Source organism: Prochlorococcus marinus CUG1416 (assembly GCF_017695965.1).
In the GTDB taxonomy this organism is placed as follows: Bacteria; Cyanobacteriota; Cyanobacteriia; order PCC-6307; family Cyanobiaceae; genus Prochlorococcus_A.
In genome coordinates this window covers 128,167-144,340 of the sequence record NZ_JAAORM010000001.1, presented here as the reverse complement: position 1 = coordinate 144,340, position 16,174 = coordinate 128,167, and the positions used below count along the sequence as shown (strand labels likewise).

17 protein-coding genes and 1 tRNA gene are annotated in these 16,174 nt (G+C 31.0%); 7 read left to right on the top strand and 11 right to left on the bottom strand.

Annotated elements, in window-relative coordinates:
• Nucleotides 1–54: 54 nt before the first annotated feature.
• The gene (locus tag HA146_RS00780; protein ID WP_209107703.1) at nucleotides 55–1,275 is read right to left on the bottom strand and encodes a CCA tRNA nucleotidyltransferase; all 1,221 of its coding nucleotides are present in this window, start codon (nucleotides 1,273–1,275) and stop codon (nucleotides 55–57) included.
• Between the two features lie 14 nt (nucleotides 1,276–1,289).
• Between HA146_RS00780 and HA146_RS00775 the strand changes: the two genes are divergently transcribed.
• Both HA146_RS00775 and HA146_RS00770 read left to right on the top strand, forming a co-directional pair.
• Nucleotides 1,290–1,541 (top strand): Ycf34 family protein, encoded by a 252-nt coding sequence (locus HA146_RS00775; protein ID WP_209107702.1) that lies wholly within the window; start codon nucleotides 1,290–1,292, stop codon nucleotides 1,539–1,541.
• 9 nt (nucleotides 1,542–1,550) lie between these two features.
• On the top strand, nucleotides 1,551–2,204 hold the full coding sequence (locus HA146_RS00770; RefSeq protein WP_209107701.1) for a molecular chaperone: 654 nt from the start codon (nucleotides 1,551–1,553) through the stop codon (nucleotides 2,202–2,204).
• Between the two features lie 4 nt (nucleotides 2,205–2,208).
• Here the strand turns inward: HA146_RS00770 and HA146_RS00765 are convergent, their stop codons facing one another.
• The 5 genes from HA146_RS00765 to rpaB are packed head-to-tail and all read right to left on the bottom strand — an operon-like array spanning nucleotide 2,209 to nucleotide 6,975.
• Complete coding sequence (locus HA146_RS00765) at nucleotides 2,209–2,829, bottom strand: lysophospholipid acyltransferase family protein (RefSeq protein ID WP_209107700.1); 621 nt, start codon at nucleotides 2,827–2,829, stop codon at nucleotides 2,209–2,211.
• Between the two features lie 5 nt (nucleotides 2,830–2,834).
• The gene (gene fabD / locus HA146_RS00760) at nucleotides 2,835–3,731 is read right to left on the bottom strand and encodes an ACP S-malonyltransferase (RefSeq protein WP_209107787.1); all 897 of its coding nucleotides are present in this window, start codon (nucleotides 3,729–3,731) and stop codon (nucleotides 2,835–2,837) included.
• A 17-nt stretch (nucleotides 3,732–3,748) separates the two neighbouring features.
• Nucleotides 3,749–4,756 carry a beta-ketoacyl-ACP synthase III gene (locus HA146_RS00755; RefSeq protein ID WP_209107699.1) on the bottom strand — a complete coding sequence of 336 codons (1,008 nt, stop codon included), beginning with the start codon at nucleotides 4,754–4,756 and terminating at the stop codon, nucleotides 3,749–3,751.
• Nucleotides 4,757–4,809: 53 nt separating this feature from the next.
• A complete protein-coding gene (gene plsX, locus HA146_RS00750; RefSeq protein ID WP_209107698.1) occupies nucleotides 4,810–6,228 on the bottom strand; it encodes a phosphate acyltransferase PlsX in 1,419 nt (472 codons plus the stop codon).
• Nucleotides 6,229–6,975: a response regulator transcription factor RpaB gene (gene rpaB / locus HA146_RS00745; protein WP_209107697.1), complete on the bottom strand. Its 747-nt coding sequence runs from the start codon at nucleotides 6,973–6,975 to the stop codon at nucleotides 6,229–6,231. It abuts the gene before it with no gap.
• Nucleotides 6,976–7,082: 107 nt separating this feature from the next.
• Between rpaB and radA the strand changes: the two genes are divergently transcribed.
• Nucleotides 7,083–8,435 (top strand): DNA repair protein RadA, encoded by a 1,353-nt coding sequence (gene radA, locus HA146_RS00740; protein WP_209107696.1) that lies wholly within the window; start codon nucleotides 7,083–7,085, stop codon nucleotides 8,433–8,435.
• Nucleotides 8,436–8,440: 5 nt separating this feature from the next.
• Here radA and HA146_RS00735 read toward each other — a convergent pair whose 3' ends face one another.
• Nucleotides 8,441–8,962, bottom strand: a complete 522-nt coding sequence (locus HA146_RS00735; RefSeq protein ID WP_209107695.1) for a photosystem I assembly protein Ycf3 — start codon at nucleotides 8,960–8,962, stop codon at nucleotides 8,441–8,443.
• A 121-nt stretch (nucleotides 8,963–9,083) separates the two neighbouring features.
• Between HA146_RS00735 and HA146_RS00730 the strand changes: the two genes are divergently transcribed.
• Genes HA146_RS00730 through HA146_RS00720 form a run of 3 tightly spaced genes read left to right on the top strand, consistent with a single transcriptional unit; the run spans nucleotide 9,084 to nucleotide 12,979 of the window.
• Nucleotides 9,084–11,381 (top strand): heavy metal translocating P-type ATPase, encoded by a 2,298-nt coding sequence (locus HA146_RS00730; RefSeq protein WP_209107786.1) that lies wholly within the window; start codon nucleotides 9,084–9,086, stop codon nucleotides 11,379–11,381.
• The gene (gene tmk, locus HA146_RS00725) at nucleotides 11,382–12,020 is read left to right on the top strand and encodes a dTMP kinase (RefSeq protein WP_209107694.1); all 639 of its coding nucleotides are present in this window, start codon (nucleotides 11,382–11,384) and stop codon (nucleotides 12,018–12,020) included.
• Entirely contained in the window at nucleotides 12,017–12,979 is a 963-nt protein-coding gene (locus tag HA146_RS00720; RefSeq protein ID WP_209107693.1) for a DNA polymerase III subunit delta', read from the top strand. Before tmk ends, HA146_RS00720 begins: the two co-directional genes overlap by 4 nt.
• A gap of 3 nt (nucleotides 12,980–12,982) precedes the next feature.
• Here HA146_RS00720 and HA146_RS00715 read toward each other — a convergent pair whose 3' ends face one another.
• A complete protein-coding gene (locus HA146_RS00715) occupies nucleotides 12,983–13,765 on the bottom strand; it encodes a response regulator transcription factor (protein WP_209107692.1) in 783 nt (260 codons plus the stop codon).
• Nucleotides 13,766–14,172: 407 nt separating this feature from the next.
• Here HA146_RS00715 and HA146_RS00710 point away from each other — a divergent pair, with 407 nt between their 5' ends.
• A complete protein-coding gene (locus tag HA146_RS00710) occupies nucleotides 14,173–14,532 on the top strand; it encodes a DUF7326 family protein (RefSeq protein ID WP_209107691.1) in 360 nt (119 codons plus the stop codon).
• A gap of 546 nt (nucleotides 14,533–15,078) precedes the next feature.
• Here HA146_RS00710 and HA146_RS00705 read toward each other — a convergent pair.
• The 3 genes from HA146_RS00705 to HA146_RS00695 all read right to left on the bottom strand — a co-directional run bounded on the left by HA146_RS00705 (nucleotide 15,079) and on the right by HA146_RS00695 (nucleotide 16,155).
• Nucleotides 15,079–15,150: transfer RNA gene (locus HA146_RS00705), tRNA-Asn, on the bottom strand.
• Nucleotides 15,151–15,199: 49 nt separating this feature from the next.
• On the bottom strand, nucleotides 15,200–15,874 hold the full coding sequence (locus HA146_RS00700) for an ABC transporter ATP-binding protein (RefSeq protein ID WP_209107690.1): 675 nt from the start codon (nucleotides 15,872–15,874) through the stop codon (nucleotides 15,200–15,202).
• Nucleotides 15,875–15,882: 8 nt separating this feature from the next.
• Nucleotides 15,883–16,155, bottom strand: coding sequence for a hypothetical protein (locus HA146_RS00695; RefSeq protein ID WP_209107689.1), 273 nt, complete (start codon nucleotides 16,153–16,155; stop codon nucleotides 15,883–15,885).
• Nucleotides 16,156–16,174 lie beyond the last annotated feature (19 nt).

The following is a 16,174-nucleotide window of genomic DNA, read 5'->3' as shown; positions in this document are numbered from 1 at the left end:
TTTTAAAAATGATTTTGAAGTCTGAACTTCTAAACAAAACTAAGCTATGTGTATTTAATCACATTTTGGCGCATTTTGTTCAATCCATTGCTTTGCTTTATAAATAGCTTCATCAAAATTATTCAACCTTTTAAATGCAAGCTCCTTTGAAAGATACTTTAAAAGCTCTCCTAAGATAGGCCCATCCTCTATTCTTAAATTCTTTTTGATTACATCACCATTAAGTAAATTTGAGGGATGAAATAATTTATCATCCTTGTCACGCCATCTATTTAGCCAATCTAATCGTATATTCTGAGGTAAATTAAAAATAAAAGTTGGAAGAAACATCTCTAATTCTTGATGCAATAGGAATCTATCAAATTCATTTAATTGATCAATATTTTTTTTCTCCAACAAAAAGTGCCATTTTCGCAATAACTTAATTTTTGAAATTTCAGCTCTACTAAATTTAAATTTTTCTAGAGATAACTCATCTAAAATTTGGCTAATAAAAAAAAATGGTAGAAATTTTTCCTTTTCATGCTGGTTAAGTTCTGAATAATTAATTTTCTGTAAATCCAAAAAAAAAGAATTTTTATAAAAATCATCAGATCCAAATATATTAAATTTTTTCACCAAAATTACAGCCTCAAGGGCATTTTTCCCATTAACGATTTTTTGCACTTCATAATTAATCCTCTCTTTGGCAACAAGAGATAATTTCTTTTTATTTTTTCTTATGAAAGTAACTAATTTCAAATCAATGTCAAAATTCAATTCTGCAACAAATCGCAAACATCTTAATATTCTTAATGGATCATTTAGTAGATTTATTTCTGAATAAGTTCTTAGCAATGAATATTCTAAATCTTTTAAGCCATTAAATGGATCAAACAAACACTTCTTATCAAATAAAAAAGCAATTGAATTAATTGAAAAGTCCCTACTACTCAAATCTCCTTCAATCGTGGAGGAAATCTGGCTAGCAATATCAATTGAAATATGATTAAGAATAATTCTTACTACTTCTCTTTTCTTATCTAAAATAATAAATTTAGATTCAATATTTTCTGAAATCTTTTTTCCAATTTCAATAGCATTTAAAGGCACCACAATATCGACATCTATCTCTTTAGTTAATCTGCCCAAAATAATATCCCTAATGTAACCACCAACTAAATATGATCCTTTAGGTAAAAAAGATAAGATAGAATTCCAATTATAAAATTTTATACTTCTTTCTAATTCATCAATTATTAGTGTATGATCAGTGAGTATGTTATTACTTTTCATCTGATTTATTAATTATGTGCATTTGCATCAACTGTAAATGGGTTGACAGATGTATCACTTATCATGATGTCGAGAAAAATCATGGAGTTGATAATATTTGTGATGTACCTGATTTTAAAGCAAAAAAACCTTTTATTCATGTCAGTATAGTTAAAGATAAGAATGGTGGTTATAAAACTGATTGGGATGTTCAATCTTGTGAAAGTTTTACTAATGAATTTGGTAAATGGTCTAAATGTAATCCAGGTTTAGAATTACCTGTTTAAAGGTAATAGATGAAACATAATATCAAACAAAGACTAAACTACCCTCAATTAGTGATACATAGCACAGACAATTCTTTTGGCTTTGGATATAGAAAAAATAATCATTTAGAATCAGATGAATTATTTATCAAAAAATTCGATAATGACTTATGTAACAACTTGATTATTGATTTGAACAAATTTATTTCTAAAGATAATTTAAAAAAAGTAAACAAGATATCTGTCAGCATAGGGCCAGCAAATTTTAATGCTTCAAGACTTATTGTAGTTTTAGCAAGAACTATTGCACAACAAATAAATTGTCCCTTAAACAGTTTTAGTGCATTTGAAATAATGGCAAAAAGAATAGCCTCAAAAAATAATATTTTTATAAACAAACAATCATTCTGGATTTATAAACAATTAAAACGAAAGGGATTCATTGCAGGTAAATATGAAATTTATCAGAACAAACAAAAGAATGGGGATCTAGTCATTCGAGAAATAGTTTTACCAAAAGTTATTAAAGAATTGAATAGTAAAGAACTTTTTTTTGAGGCTAATTATGAGGATGATGAAGATTTAACAGAATTATTAAATTTATCCAATAACAATTTCTTAAATGCAAATATAAATTCATGGCAACAAGTTTTGCCACTTTACCCTATTTCCCCAATTAACTAAGTATTTATCCAATCAAATTATTAATATTAGCTTGAAGGTTCATGGTTACAGAATTTAAATGATCTCTTGATGAGCTTTGTGGAGGTTGAATAGGTTTTCCCACTTTAATAACTATTTTTGAGAAGAAAGGAATACAAAATTTAAATCTTATGAGTCTATGTGAATTAACTATTGCAACAGGCAATAATAATTTTTGATTTTTAAAGGCTAATAATGCGGCACCTTGTTTTGGCTTATTAACACGCCCATTTGTTTGACGAGTGCCATCAATAAAAATTCCAATAGAATTGTTATTTGATAATTTTTTACATGCTGTTTTAATGGTATTTTTATCAGCAATTCCCCTCTTTACAGGATACGCTCCACAAGCCTTAATGACGAAGCCAAGAAAAGGTATTTTAAAAAGCTCTGCCTTAGCCATAAAGGATATATTGCGTCCAAGAGCATGACCTAACAATGGAGGATCAAGTAAAGAACCATGATTAGAAACCATTATAAAAGAATCTTTTTGCGGAATATTTTCTCTACCTATTAAATGACCTTGAAATACACATTTATAAATAGGTAATACAAAAAGTTTGCTAACTAATTGATAAATTAATTTTTGAAAAATATCATTTTTCATACGAATTAATAATTTATTTGATCAGAAGATGAAACTTGAGAAATTTTCACCTCCTTCAGATGTCTTTTTCCTAAACCGCTAAGTACATTTGAAGGGCCAATTTCAACAATATGAAGATCACTATCTTTTGCCATTAAATCCATAGTTTCTCGCCACCTCACTCCATTACACATTTGATTTTCCAATCTCATCTTAAGCTCATTTGGATCGCTGCAAAGTGAAGGTTCATAATTACTTATGACTGGGAAAGAAGGATTTTTAAATTTAATCTGTTTTAAATACTCAGCAAATTTTGCTGAAGGCTCATCCATGAATGGCGAATGAAATGCACCAGAAACATTCAATTTCAGGAATCTTTTACAAGAGATTTCTCTAGATAAATTATCTAACGCTTCATTAGATCCTGATAAGACAACTTGGGAGGAGCTATTATCATTAGCAATTACAATATCATCAATTTTTTTTACTAATAAATCAAGTTGATTTCTATCAAAACCAATTACAGCTGCCATAGATCCTTTCCCAGCATTTACCATTAATTGAGACCTTACTTTTATTAGTGATACACAATCTTCGAATGAAAAAACATCCGCACAGTATAGTGCCGAAATTTCTCCTAGACTATGCCCAGCTACATAAGTTGGTTTGAAACCATTTGCCTTTAAGGCATCTAATAAAATCGATTCAACTAAAAAAAGACAAATTTGTGTATTTCTTGTGTCATTCAAATCACTCAGAGGATTAGTTGGTTCAGAATTAAATTCACAAATTTCATATAAATTTCTCTCAAATATCTTAGAAGCATAACTAAACCTCTCCTTTGTGTTGGGCAAATTTTCAATTTGTTTTGCCATTCCAATTTTTTGCGATCCCTGTCCAGGGAATACCCATGCAACTGTCATAGTGTTCCTATTTTGTTTTAACCCCATTTAATGAGGGCTGCACCCCAACTTAGCCCAGCGCCAAAACCACTTGTGGCAATAATATCATTTTGTTTTATTATATTATTTTTAATAGCCTCATCCATCATTAGTGGAATTGTTGCTGCTGAGGTATTGCCATATTTTTCTAAATTGCTTAGAACTTTTTCTCTAGGAATTTTTAACCTTTCCCCTACAGAATCCAATATTCTTTGATTAGCTTGATGCAATACAAGCCAATCAACTTCATCAGAACTAAAATTGATTTTTCTAAACAACTTTTCAAGAATTATCGGAACTTCTCTAACTGCAAATTTATAAACTTCCTGACCATTCATTTGAATAGGAGAAAAACCGCCACTTAAAAAATCAATGGTATCAATTATTGAATCCTTATTATTTTTTGATGGAAGATTAAGAAAAGAACCCCTCTCCCCATCAGTTCTCATATCAAAACCAAGAAAATTATCAAATTCATTTGTGGCTTCAATTGCCAATGCACCCGCACCATCTCCAAAAAGAATACAACTTCTTCTATCATTCCAATCAACAAAGCTTGATAATTGATCTGCCCCTATAACAATAGCCCTTTTAAAACTTCCCCCTTTTAAAAATTGTGAGGCTGTTATTAAGGCGAATAAAAAACCACTGCATGCCGCCGTTAAATCGAAAGCTACAGCATTACTGGCCCCCAATTTAGCTTGAATAGATGGTGCTGAACCAAATAAATCATGCGGAGTAGAAGTAGCTAAGACAATCAAATCAATAGTTTTAATATCCCAATTAGCCATTTCAATCGCAGTTATTGCCGCCTCATAACCCATCTGAGTGACATTATCTCCTAAGCTAGAAATCCTTCTCTCAGAAATACCAGTTCTAGATTTGATCCATTCATCACTCGTATCTACCTTTTGACTAATTGTTTGATTGGTTAGTATTTGATCAGGTACATAACTTCCACTTCCTTTAAATGAGATACCAATCTGATTAAACTTTATTCCTTCCAAAAGAGTTTTTTAGTTACTTATATAAGTCAAACATAAATTTGACGAAATATGTTTTAAGAATTTAAAACTTGAAGCTTTTGAAGTTGATTTAAATTTTCCATTACGTTATGATTCACCGCCGAGTGAGCTAAGCGCAGAGCACTAACGACTGATAAAGACTTACTACTTCCATGGCCGATCACGCAAATACCGTTTACCCCAAGTAATAAGGCACCACCATGTTCAGCATGATCTAACCTTTTCTTTATTCTGATTAGATTACTTTTTAAAAAAGCTGAACCAACTTTTCCCCGCCTCCCTCTTGGAAGCTCAGCTCTCAAAATATCTAATAAAACGCCTCCCACAGACTCAAGAAATTTTAATAATATATTACCGGTAAACCCATCACAGACTACTACATCAAAACTACCTGATAATACATCTCGACCTTCACAATTACCTGCAAAATCAAAACTTTTTTCAGTAGACAGTAATTCAAATGTTTTTAGAGATAAATCATTACCTTTGCATTCTTCTTCTCCGATATTTAAAAGGCCAATTCTTGGTTTTTTTACTTGCAAGACATCTTTTGCATAAATATTACCTAGAAGAGCAAACTGATGAAGATAAGATGGTTTACAATCAGTATTTGCTCCAACATCTAAAACTAATACAGGGCGAGTTTGATCCCTTGTAGGAAATAATGCGCCTATAGCGGGTCTATCAATCCCTTTCAATCTACCAATTCTAAATATCGCAGAAGCCATCATCGCTCCTGAATTGCCAGCTGAGTAAACAGCTTGTGCTTTATTATTCCTTACTAAATCCATTGCAACATTTATACTTGCGTTTTTCTTTTTTCTGACTGCAGTAGCTTCTTCATTCATTCCTATAGGATCTCCACTATCAATTAATTCAAGACGATTATTGTCTATTTCTTTTTCAAGTAATTCTAGTAAACCAATTTTTTCTGCCTCATTTTTAACTGTTTCAATTTTGCCAACAAACTTTATATTTATTGGAAATCTGCTTATCGCTTCAAGGCAACCCTGGAGAATTGGCCCAGGAGCATAATCTCCACCCATGCCATCAACTGCGATCCAAATTCTATTAGATTTCGCATCCTCCACCTTATCTAAAATATTATCGCTATTTTGTAATCTTTTTAATGGGTCAAAAACTAATGGCTGTAATGTATTTTTAGCCAATGAACTAGCATTTGAGACTACACTGCTAGCAGTATTCACAACAGATTCAGCGCTTGAAACCACATTACCTGCAACATTACCTGCAACATTACTAGCAACATTACTAGCTGTGCTTACGACAGATCCAGCACCGGAAACTACGTTACCAGCGACATTGCTAGCCGTTACTGCAGAATTAGCAGCAGTATCAACTATTGACGTTACAGCCGAATTTCTTTTATACCAAATAACTAATCTTCTGATAGCTCTGGATTTATTAATTTTATGTACATTTTCTTTCCTCATTTATTTACCATCAAAAGGAGCAATATCGACAATCCTTTGGAAAAGATATCCTGTGCCTCTTGCTGTTAATATCAATTCAGGGTTTGCCGGATCAGCCTCCAGTTTTGATCTTAGTCTTGATATATGAACATCGACTACTCTTGTATCTACATGTCTCTCAGGCGTATATCCCCAAACCTCTTTTAAAATCTCTCCCCTACTAAATGGTTCTCCTGACCTACTTACCAAAAGCTCTAGGAGACTAAATTCCATCCCAGTCAATCTGATTCTCTCATCGCTTTTAAAAACCTGTCTTCGATTTGTATCAATTTTTATATCAGTAACCAAAATTAATCCTGAATTAGGCATTCCAGGTATTTGTTCTTTGTCAATTCTTCTTAGAACGCATCTAATTCTAGCTTCTAATTCCTTAGGACTAAATGGTTTTACCACATAATCATCAGCCCCTAATTCTAAACCTGTTATCCTATCTGCAACATCTCCTAGTGCAGTTAGCATAACAATTGGGACATCAGAATCTTTCCTTAATTCTTGACACACTCCATAACCATCTAACTTTGGCATCATGACGTCAAGTACTACTAAATCAGGCTCAAAATCTTTAAATAACTTTAGTGCTTCTTTACCATCACTAGCAGTTACAACTTTGTAGCCAATCATGGAGAGACGCGTCTCCAGAATTCTTCTAATACTTGCCTCGTCATCTGCGACAAGAATTGTTTCTTTAGTTTGACTAGATAGAGCCATTTGTTTCTATTAGCTAATCAGTAAGAGAATTTATTATTAACCTAATCTAACTTGTAGAGGGGCAAAATCCCAAACATTCTAGTTCCATTACTTTATTCAAAAACTAAATGTCTAGCAAATTGTCGACTTTTATTTGTCAAAATTGCGGAACTGAAACTTCTCAATACTTTGGGAAATGCCTTAATTGCAACTCATGGAATTCAATTGTTGAAGAAATTAAAAGCAAAAGATCTAAATATCAAGATATAAAAAATAGTAAGAAAGCTGTATCGTTTAATGAAATTTCATCTAAAAAAATATCAAGATTGACGAGTGGTTTTAGGGAATTTGATCGAGTTCTTGGAGGTGGGATAGTCCCTGGATCTGTTGTTTTACTAGGAGGAGAGCCAGGTATAGGGAAAAGTACAATAGTTCTTCAATCAGCAGGAAAAATATCTCTCAATGAGAAAGTTTTATACGTTACTGCAGAAGAATCTTTAGAACAAGTAAAAATCAGATGGGAAAGATTAAATCAAAACAGTATTGATTTACAAATTTTTGCAGAAACCAATTTATCCCTAATTATTGATGAGATCAAAAGAGTAAGTCCAAGTTTTGCAATTATTGATAGTATTCAAGCTATCCATAATCATGAGATGGAAAGTTCGCCAGGATCAGTTTCACAAGTTAGAGCATGTTCATCTGAATTACAAAATCTTGCCAAAGAAAATAATATTGCACTTCTAATAATTGGTCATGTGACAAAAGATGGGGCTTTAGCTGGTCCAAAAACTCTGGAGCATTTAGTTGATGTAGTAATAAACTTTGAAGGAGATAATATTTCTTCATATAGATTACTAAGAAGTATAAAAAATCGATTTGGATCCACCTTTGAAATTGGAATTTTTGAAATGCTTGAAGAAGGCTTACGAGAGATAAAAAACCCAAGTTCAATTTTTACAAATAAAGAAAATATTGCAGGTGTAACAACTACGATAACTAATGAAGGTACTCGACCATTCGCTGTTGACATCCAAGCACTAGTAAATAAAACTTTTTACAGTAATCCAAGACGTACTACAACTGGAATTAGCATTAACAGATTACATCAAATTTTAGCTGTTATTGAAAAACATGTAGGCATTAAATTATCTGAATTTGATTGTTATGTAGCTACTGGGGGTGGTTTCGAGATAAATGATCCGTCATCTGACTTGGGAGTAGCAATATCAATTTTATCAAGTTTGAAAAATATTCCTCCTTTGGCAAGTAGCTCATTTATTGGAGAATTGGGCTTAAGCGGTCAAGTTAGACAATCTAATAACCTTAGACCAAAGATAGAAGAGGCTGCAAGATTAGGTATCAAAAATATCGTGGTGCCAAAATTAGAGGAGGATCTAAATAATAATTTTAAAAATTTAATCAATATCAAAGAGATTTCTAATATTAAAGAAGCAGTTGATTATTCTTTATCAAAATAAAAATATTAGAGGTACATATCAATTGAACTTCTTCCTGAGTTTTTCAGCCAATTCTCAATATCAAGATACCCACCAGGATATAATCTCACTGCTTTAGACCAGACTTCAGCAGCTTTATCAAACCAAATATCTCTCTGATCTAAATCACCATTCTGTTCCGCAAATCTTCCTCTTTTCTCATAAATTAAACCTATATTTTTTAGACATGATGGTTGTTTAGGATTTTCTACTAATGCTTTTTGATAAGTTTCAATTGACAAATCCTCATCACCGTTACTCATATATATTATTGCCATATTTTTTAGAGTCTCACCCCTATCAATTTTATTTTCTTCAAGCAATAAACTCTCTTTATAATATTCTAATGCTTCCGAATAATCGCCATTATTTTGGGCAGCAAGGCCATCTCTATAATAGATATAAGCTTTTTTTTCCTTGTCTGCAATAGGCATTATTTTTACTATAGATTCGGCAATTACAGTAAAAGCTTTATCAATAAAATTGTCTCTGTTTTGATTACTCGGCACTGCTTTAAATCTAATAGAAGTAATATAATAATTTAAAAAATAACTATTTAAATAGTCTATAACATTTATTATTATAGTTAAAAATGAAATCAACCATTAATTTGCTTCTATCGTGAAAAATTTGGAGAGCATTCAGTTAAGCATTAAAGGAATGAAATGTGGTGGTTGTGTTAGTACTGTTGAAAAAATATTGAATAATTCTGATGGTATTGAAAATGTTTCTGTTAACTTACTTACTGAAAGTGCATATTTTGAAAGTAGCCAGAAACATATAGAAATAGAAAAAGTTCTCGAAAATCTTAAAGCAAATGGTTTCCCATCAAAGATTTACATAAATGATTTCTCAAAAAAAATAAATAAAGCAGAATTAGAAAAAAAAAAGAAATGGAATAATCAATGGCAGAAATTAACTTTTGCTCTTTTACTTTTACTATTTTCAGGTTTAGGTCATCTTGCAGAAGGAAGATATATAAATTTTCCAATATTAGGTAATATATTTTTTCACGCCTTATTAGCAACAGTAGCTTTACTATTGCCTGGAAGAGAAATAATTATTAATGGATTTAAATCATTTATAAAGAACCGCCCGGATATGGATTCTTTAGTAGCTCTTGGAGTAACTAGCGCCTACATAACAAGTCTTCTATCCTTAATATTCCCTGCTACTGGTTTTCCTTGTTTTTTTAATGAACCAGTTATGCTATTAGGATTTATTCTGATTGGGCGTTTCTTAGAAGAAAGAGCTAGATATCAAACTGGTTCATCCATTGGAGAGTTATTAGAGCTTCAACCTGAAATGGCAAATATCTACACAGAAGATAATCAAATAAAGTCTATAAGAGTAAACACTTTAAAACCTTATCAAGAGATTCAAGTTTTAGCAGGTGACAGAGTACCTGCTGACTGCATTGTTACTCAAGGCAATTCATATGTTGATGTCTCACATATTACTGGAGAATCGAAACCTATAGAAGTAAAAGAAGGCGACAATTTATCCAGTGGATCTTTAAATCTAAATTCAACTCTTAGACTAAAAGTGCAAAAGGTCGGAGGAGATTCTTCTCTTGCAAAACTAGTAAGTCTTATTGAGTCTGTAAACGCTAATAAGCCTCCTATTCAAAGAATTGCTGATAATATTGCAGGCAAATTTACTTACTTTGTACTAATATTTGCGACTTTAAGTTTCTTTTTTTGGTGGAAGGGGGCAAAACAAATTTGGCCTGATTTATTAAATCATAATCATCATCAATTCATAACAGACTCAAGCCACACGCTTCATAGTTCGCTTGGTAGTAATGCTGAAAATTTCCTGAGCTTAGCAATTCAATTGTCAATTGCTGTTTTAGTAATAGCTTGTCCTTGTGCACTAGGTTTAGCTACACCAACAGTAATCACTGTTGCATCAGGTAAAGCAGCAAAAAAAGGGGTTTTATTTAAAGGAGGTGACAAAATAGAGATGGCTTCAAAAATTAATCATATTATTTTTGATAAGACAGGTACCTTAACAAAAGGAAAGCCTTTTATTGTTGACTATAAAAATAATAATGATCATAAATTCTTATTAAGATTAGCTGCCAGTTTAGAAAAGGAAAGCAGACATCCAATTGCTAACGCCTTAATTCAAGAGGCCCAAAAACAAAACTTAATTTTATTTCCAATTAAAAAAATTTTCACCGAATCAGGTCGAGGGATTTCTGGAGAACTTGATTCGATTGATGGACTTATCAATATTGGAAATGTTGAATGGCTGCAGAGCAAAGGAATAATTATTGATAGTAATGCTAAAAAGGTCATTGAAAATGAAGAGACACAAACGAATACAATTATTGGAGTGAGTATGAAAAATAAGTTATTTGGCTTTATTTTGTTAGGGGATTTACTCAGGGAGGATTCAATTAAAACAGTTCAAAATTTGAGAGAAAACAAATTTAAAATTAATATTTTAAGTGGAGATAGAAAACAAACAGTTTTAGCTTTAGCAAAAACAATTGGTTGTAAAGAAAAGGAAGTAAAATGGGATCTTCTGCCTCACATGAAACTTAAGATTATAGAAAATTTAAAAATCAATCATAAAGTAGCGATGATTGGCGATGGAATTAATGATGTACCAGCCTTAGCAGCCTCAGACTTAGGAATTGCAGTGGGATCAGGAACTCAAATAGCGAAGGCAAATGCAGATGTAGTATTGATGGGAGATCAACTCAATGGATTACCCTATTCATTAAATCTTGCAAAAAAAACTATAAGAAAAATAAAGCAGAATCTAATATGGGCTTTTGGTTACAACTTAATAGCAATACCGATAGCCGCCGGCATTTTATTCCCCAAGTACGGCATTCTTCTTACGCCCTCAATCGCAGCATTATTAATGGCAACTAGCTCTATTACAGTTGTAATTAATGCTTTATCTTTGGATTAAATGAAAGGAAAATTTATTGTTATTGAAGGTATTGATGGATGTGGCAAGACTACCCAAATAGATGAACTATCTAAATGGCTTCCAAATAGTGGTCTAATAAAGAAAGATTCTAAATTAATCACAACCAGAGAGCCAGGAGGCAGCCTGTTAGGGGAAAAAATAAGAGGACTGATTCTTGATAACAATGAAAATAATATGCCATCATCACTTGCCGAATTATTGCTTTATTCAGCTGATAGAGCTGAGCACGTTTCAAAAATTATTTCACCTGCTTTAAATAATAATGATTGGGTAATTAGTGATAGATTTTCCGACTCCACTTTGGCTTATCAAGGTTATGGTAGAAACATAAATATAGAAATAATTAAAAATATTGAATCTATTGTGTGTCAAGGAAAATATCCTGACATAACTTTCTTCTTAGAAATTTCTCCGGAAGAAAGTATCTTGCGAAGGAAAAATCAAATCCCAGATAGAATGGAATCAGAAGGTATTAGATTTTTGGAAAAAGTAAATGAAGGCTTCAAAGTAATTGCTAAAGAAAAAAACTGGACAGTAATATCTGCTTCACAAAATATTAAAACCATTTCTAATCAAATTAAAGAGACTTTATTAAAGAATTTTTCTAATAAAAAATGATTGAGGTTAAAAAACATAATTTTTTATTTAATGAAGAACACAATAAATGGCTTAAAAGCATAATTAAAAACAAATCATTTGCTAATGGTTATATATTTTATGGTCCAGAAGGCGTAGGAAAAAAACAAACTGCTTTTCAATTTATAAAAGAGATTTTCAAACAATCTTCCCCGAGCAGGAATATTGAAGAGAGAATTAACAACAATAACCATCCTGATTTTCTAATTATCGAACCCAGTGCTCTTTTGGAAGCTAAAAGATTAAAAAGTTCGGATCTTGAACAAAGAACAAAAAGTGGATCTGAGGTTATTAAGATTTCTCAAATACGTAATATAAAATTTTTTCTTGGTCAAAAATCAATAAACTCAGAAAAAAAAGTTATTTTAATTATTGATGCACATCTTTTAAACGAAGCAGCCTCAAATTGCCTATTAAAAACCTTAGAAGAACCTAGTAATGGCATTTTTATTTTATTAACATCAAAATTAAATCTTCTTTTAGATACAGTAATTTCACGATGTCAAATAGTCAGGTTTCGATCCTTTTCTGGTAAACAAATAAATTCTATCTTAAAAGATTATTTAGATCCTTCTAAATTCAATATTAATAAAAATTTTAAACTTCAAGACTTGATAAACTCTGCAAATGGATCGCCAAGGCACCTATTAAAGAATATTGAAATTTGGAATGAATTATCAGATGAAATTATAAGTAAATTAGATTCTCCATTAAAAAATAGTCTTGAAATTTTAAAAGTATCTAAATTAATATCTGAACAATTAGAGATTTATCAACAGATTAGTTTAGCCAATTTAATTCAAATTATTTGGTGGAGAAAGACAAACAATGTTGATGTAGTAAAAAAACTTGAAAATTTAAAATTCCACTTAAGAAAAAATATTCAACCCAGGTTGGCATGGGAAATTACTTTTTTAAAAATTTCAATGGAGGATATGTGAAATTTAATCTATCGCAGCATTTATTAAATCAGGATTTCTTGCTTGAATAAACTCTTGCTTGGCAGTTTCAACTTGAGCACCAATAGGTAACTCAAGACAATATCCCGCTCCATATACAGTTTTTATATATGTAGGCTTACGTGGATCAGGTTCTAGCTTAGTACGTAAGTGTCTAATATGTACTCTTATTGTCTCAATATCATCGTCAGGTTCATATCCCCAAACTTCTTTGAGAATTAATGCTGGTGATACAGTTTGACCATGCCTCTGTAAAAGGCAATGAAGTAATTCAAATTCAAGATGCGTTAATCTAACAGGAGATTCAAACCAGATAGCTTCAAATCTTTCTGGAACAAGAGTGAGAGGTCCATAATTTAAAATTTCTTGCTGGTTACTAGAATTCAATTGTGCTCTATTGGTTCTCCTTAATAATGCTTTTATTCGTACATGTAATTCTTCTAAATCAAATGGTTTAGTAATGTAGTCATCAGCTCCAGAATTAAAACCGGTAACTTTATCTTTAAGGCCACCCAATGCTGTTATCATCAAAATTGGAATATTTGATGTTCTTTCATCCCTTCTAAGGCGCTGACATAAAGTTAACCCATCAACACTTGGCAACATTAAATCTAAAAGTATTAAATCTGGTGTGTATTGAAGAGCTAATGCTTGCCCTTTAATGCCATCTTCAGCTCTTTGAACATCGAATCCAGAATGTTCTAGATGCCTAGCTACCAAATCACGCATATCAAGATCATCTTCAATTAAAAGGATTGAAATTTTCATATTTTATAGACTATTAAATTAAAATTAATTTTTTGTAATACAATTCTCTCAAGAATTTAGAAAGATTGCTGAATTAATGTAAACAATTTTATCAATTAAATTTATCAACCAAATCAATAATGGCATGGTATTAGAGAGAAATTTCAAATTTTAAAAGAGTTTAAATTTTACAATTTCTTTCGATTTTGTTAACTATTTCTTAATAATTAGAAGAATATTCGGCATAAATAGTGATCCAAATTTAAGGAATATCTAAATCCAAAGTGTCCAGTTAAATGGTCTAAAAATGTAATTCAATGATAAATCTCAGTTCTCAATGAGGTCTAAATTGATATTTTTTAGTTTTATATTTTTTCTGAGTGTTTAAGTTGGGAATGTTGTCTATATTAAAAAAAATCTCAGTATTTATGAAAAAGAAGTCATTTATCTATTCTGATTTATCAAAAAAACAACTAGAAAATCTTAAAGAATTTTATATTCAAAAAAAAGTTGAATCGATGAGTCATGAAGAACTTAAACAATATGTACTAGAAATTATTTCTCATCAGATAAACGATACTATCGATAAAGAAGAAGAAATGGAAGCATGGAGAGAAATGTCAGAATTTTTTGGAGAGCAATTTGAAATAATTATTTTAGAAATACAAACAAAATATAGTGACGATAAAAACTTAATTGACACTGAAATAGATCCGCAAAAACAAAGGTTAGAATTACTTGAAAGGAATAATTTAGATAAAGAGAAAAAGGATATGTGGAATGACTAGAACTTCATGAAAAGAGTGATTCAAAACATATTCAAAAAAACATCAATTGACCATTGGACCTGATAAATCAAACAAAGAACTAAAGTTTTTATTACTGAGATCTTTTATTAATAAGAATAGACATTGTGTTCTATAAACTGTAGTTAAAACTACTGATATTTAGCTATTAAATTAATATATATACAGTATTTTATTATAGTTTGTAAATGCTCTCACTACTGTTCTAAATATAATATTAGATTAAACTACTCTTATATTTACTTATAATAAACTTTAGATTTTTTTAGATAGTTTTTTTGATTCAAGTTTTCATCAAAATTGATTCATAAAAAAAGACTCTTAAATGAGTCTTTAAAAAGTTAAATTAAGAAAGTAAACTCCCCGGGCGGTAGTCGGGGTGATGTTTCCTGAAGGTGTATGACTGAATATGAGATAAGAATTTTGCGATTTTGATATATTTCCCCACCATTTCCCCACCATCAAACCTCCAATCAATAAAAAAAGACTTCTATTGAAGTCTCCTGAAAGTTAAATCTTAAAATTGAACTCCCCGGGCGGGATTCGAACCTGCGACCAATCGATTAACAGTCGATCGCTCTACCGCTGAGCTACCGAGGAATATAAAATGAATTTAGCTCTTTAAAGTGCCATATGACAAGTAAAAGAATTAATTATATTGAAATTTTGATGGTTCTTGCCAGCTAGATAAAAAACCATTTTTCAACTCTGCTACTGCATCAGCATAAGTTAATTCTTCATAACGGTGAGTAATCCATAAAGCAGATAAAGGTTTTTTATGATCATTTGTAAGATTTTTCAGAGTTCTTATAACTTTTAATTGGCTGCTTTGATCAAGTAAAGATGTAGGCTCATCCAAAAGAATAAAATTTTTATTACTAATAAGAGCGCATGCAATAGTTAAGCGTTGTTTTTGTCCACCACTTAAAGTGTGTACTGGTCTCTTTTCAAAACCAATTAATCCCACCTGATCGAGCACATAGTCAATTTTTTTAGTAATTTCATTATCACTTAAATTTTGATTAATATTAAGAAGAAGTTCGCTCCTGCAATTTGGCATCAATATTTGATGATCAGGATTTTGAAATACCATACCAACATTTGCTTTACATTTAACGATTCCATTTTGAGGTTTAATTATTCCATTTATTAATTTTAAAAGAGTACTTTTTCCACTGCCATTTTTACCAACAACCATCCAAAATCCAGGTTTTTTAATTGAGAAATTACATTTAAAAATTAAATTTTCTTTTTTTTCAGGATATGAAAAAGAGACATCTTTAAAATGTATATGAGGTATTTCATTGTCAAAAGAATATCTCATTACTTTTATTAGTCTATGTTGAGAGAAAATCCTGGTCTTTTAGCGCCTCCTGCTACTGATGATTTTTCATATATCTGAACAGCAATAATTTCTTGAGCTCTGACAGCAATTAATTTATCTTGAACTTTGTCACACCTTAATTCAATCAAATTTGAAGTTTCTACAGTTTCATTCATCGAATTTTTTATGTCATCATAAATTCTTTTAACATCCTCTAATTCTTTCTTCTGAATTGAAATCGGAAAAGGTGAATATCTAAGACTTAGTTCAAGCGAATACATAATAATTATCAAAACTCCC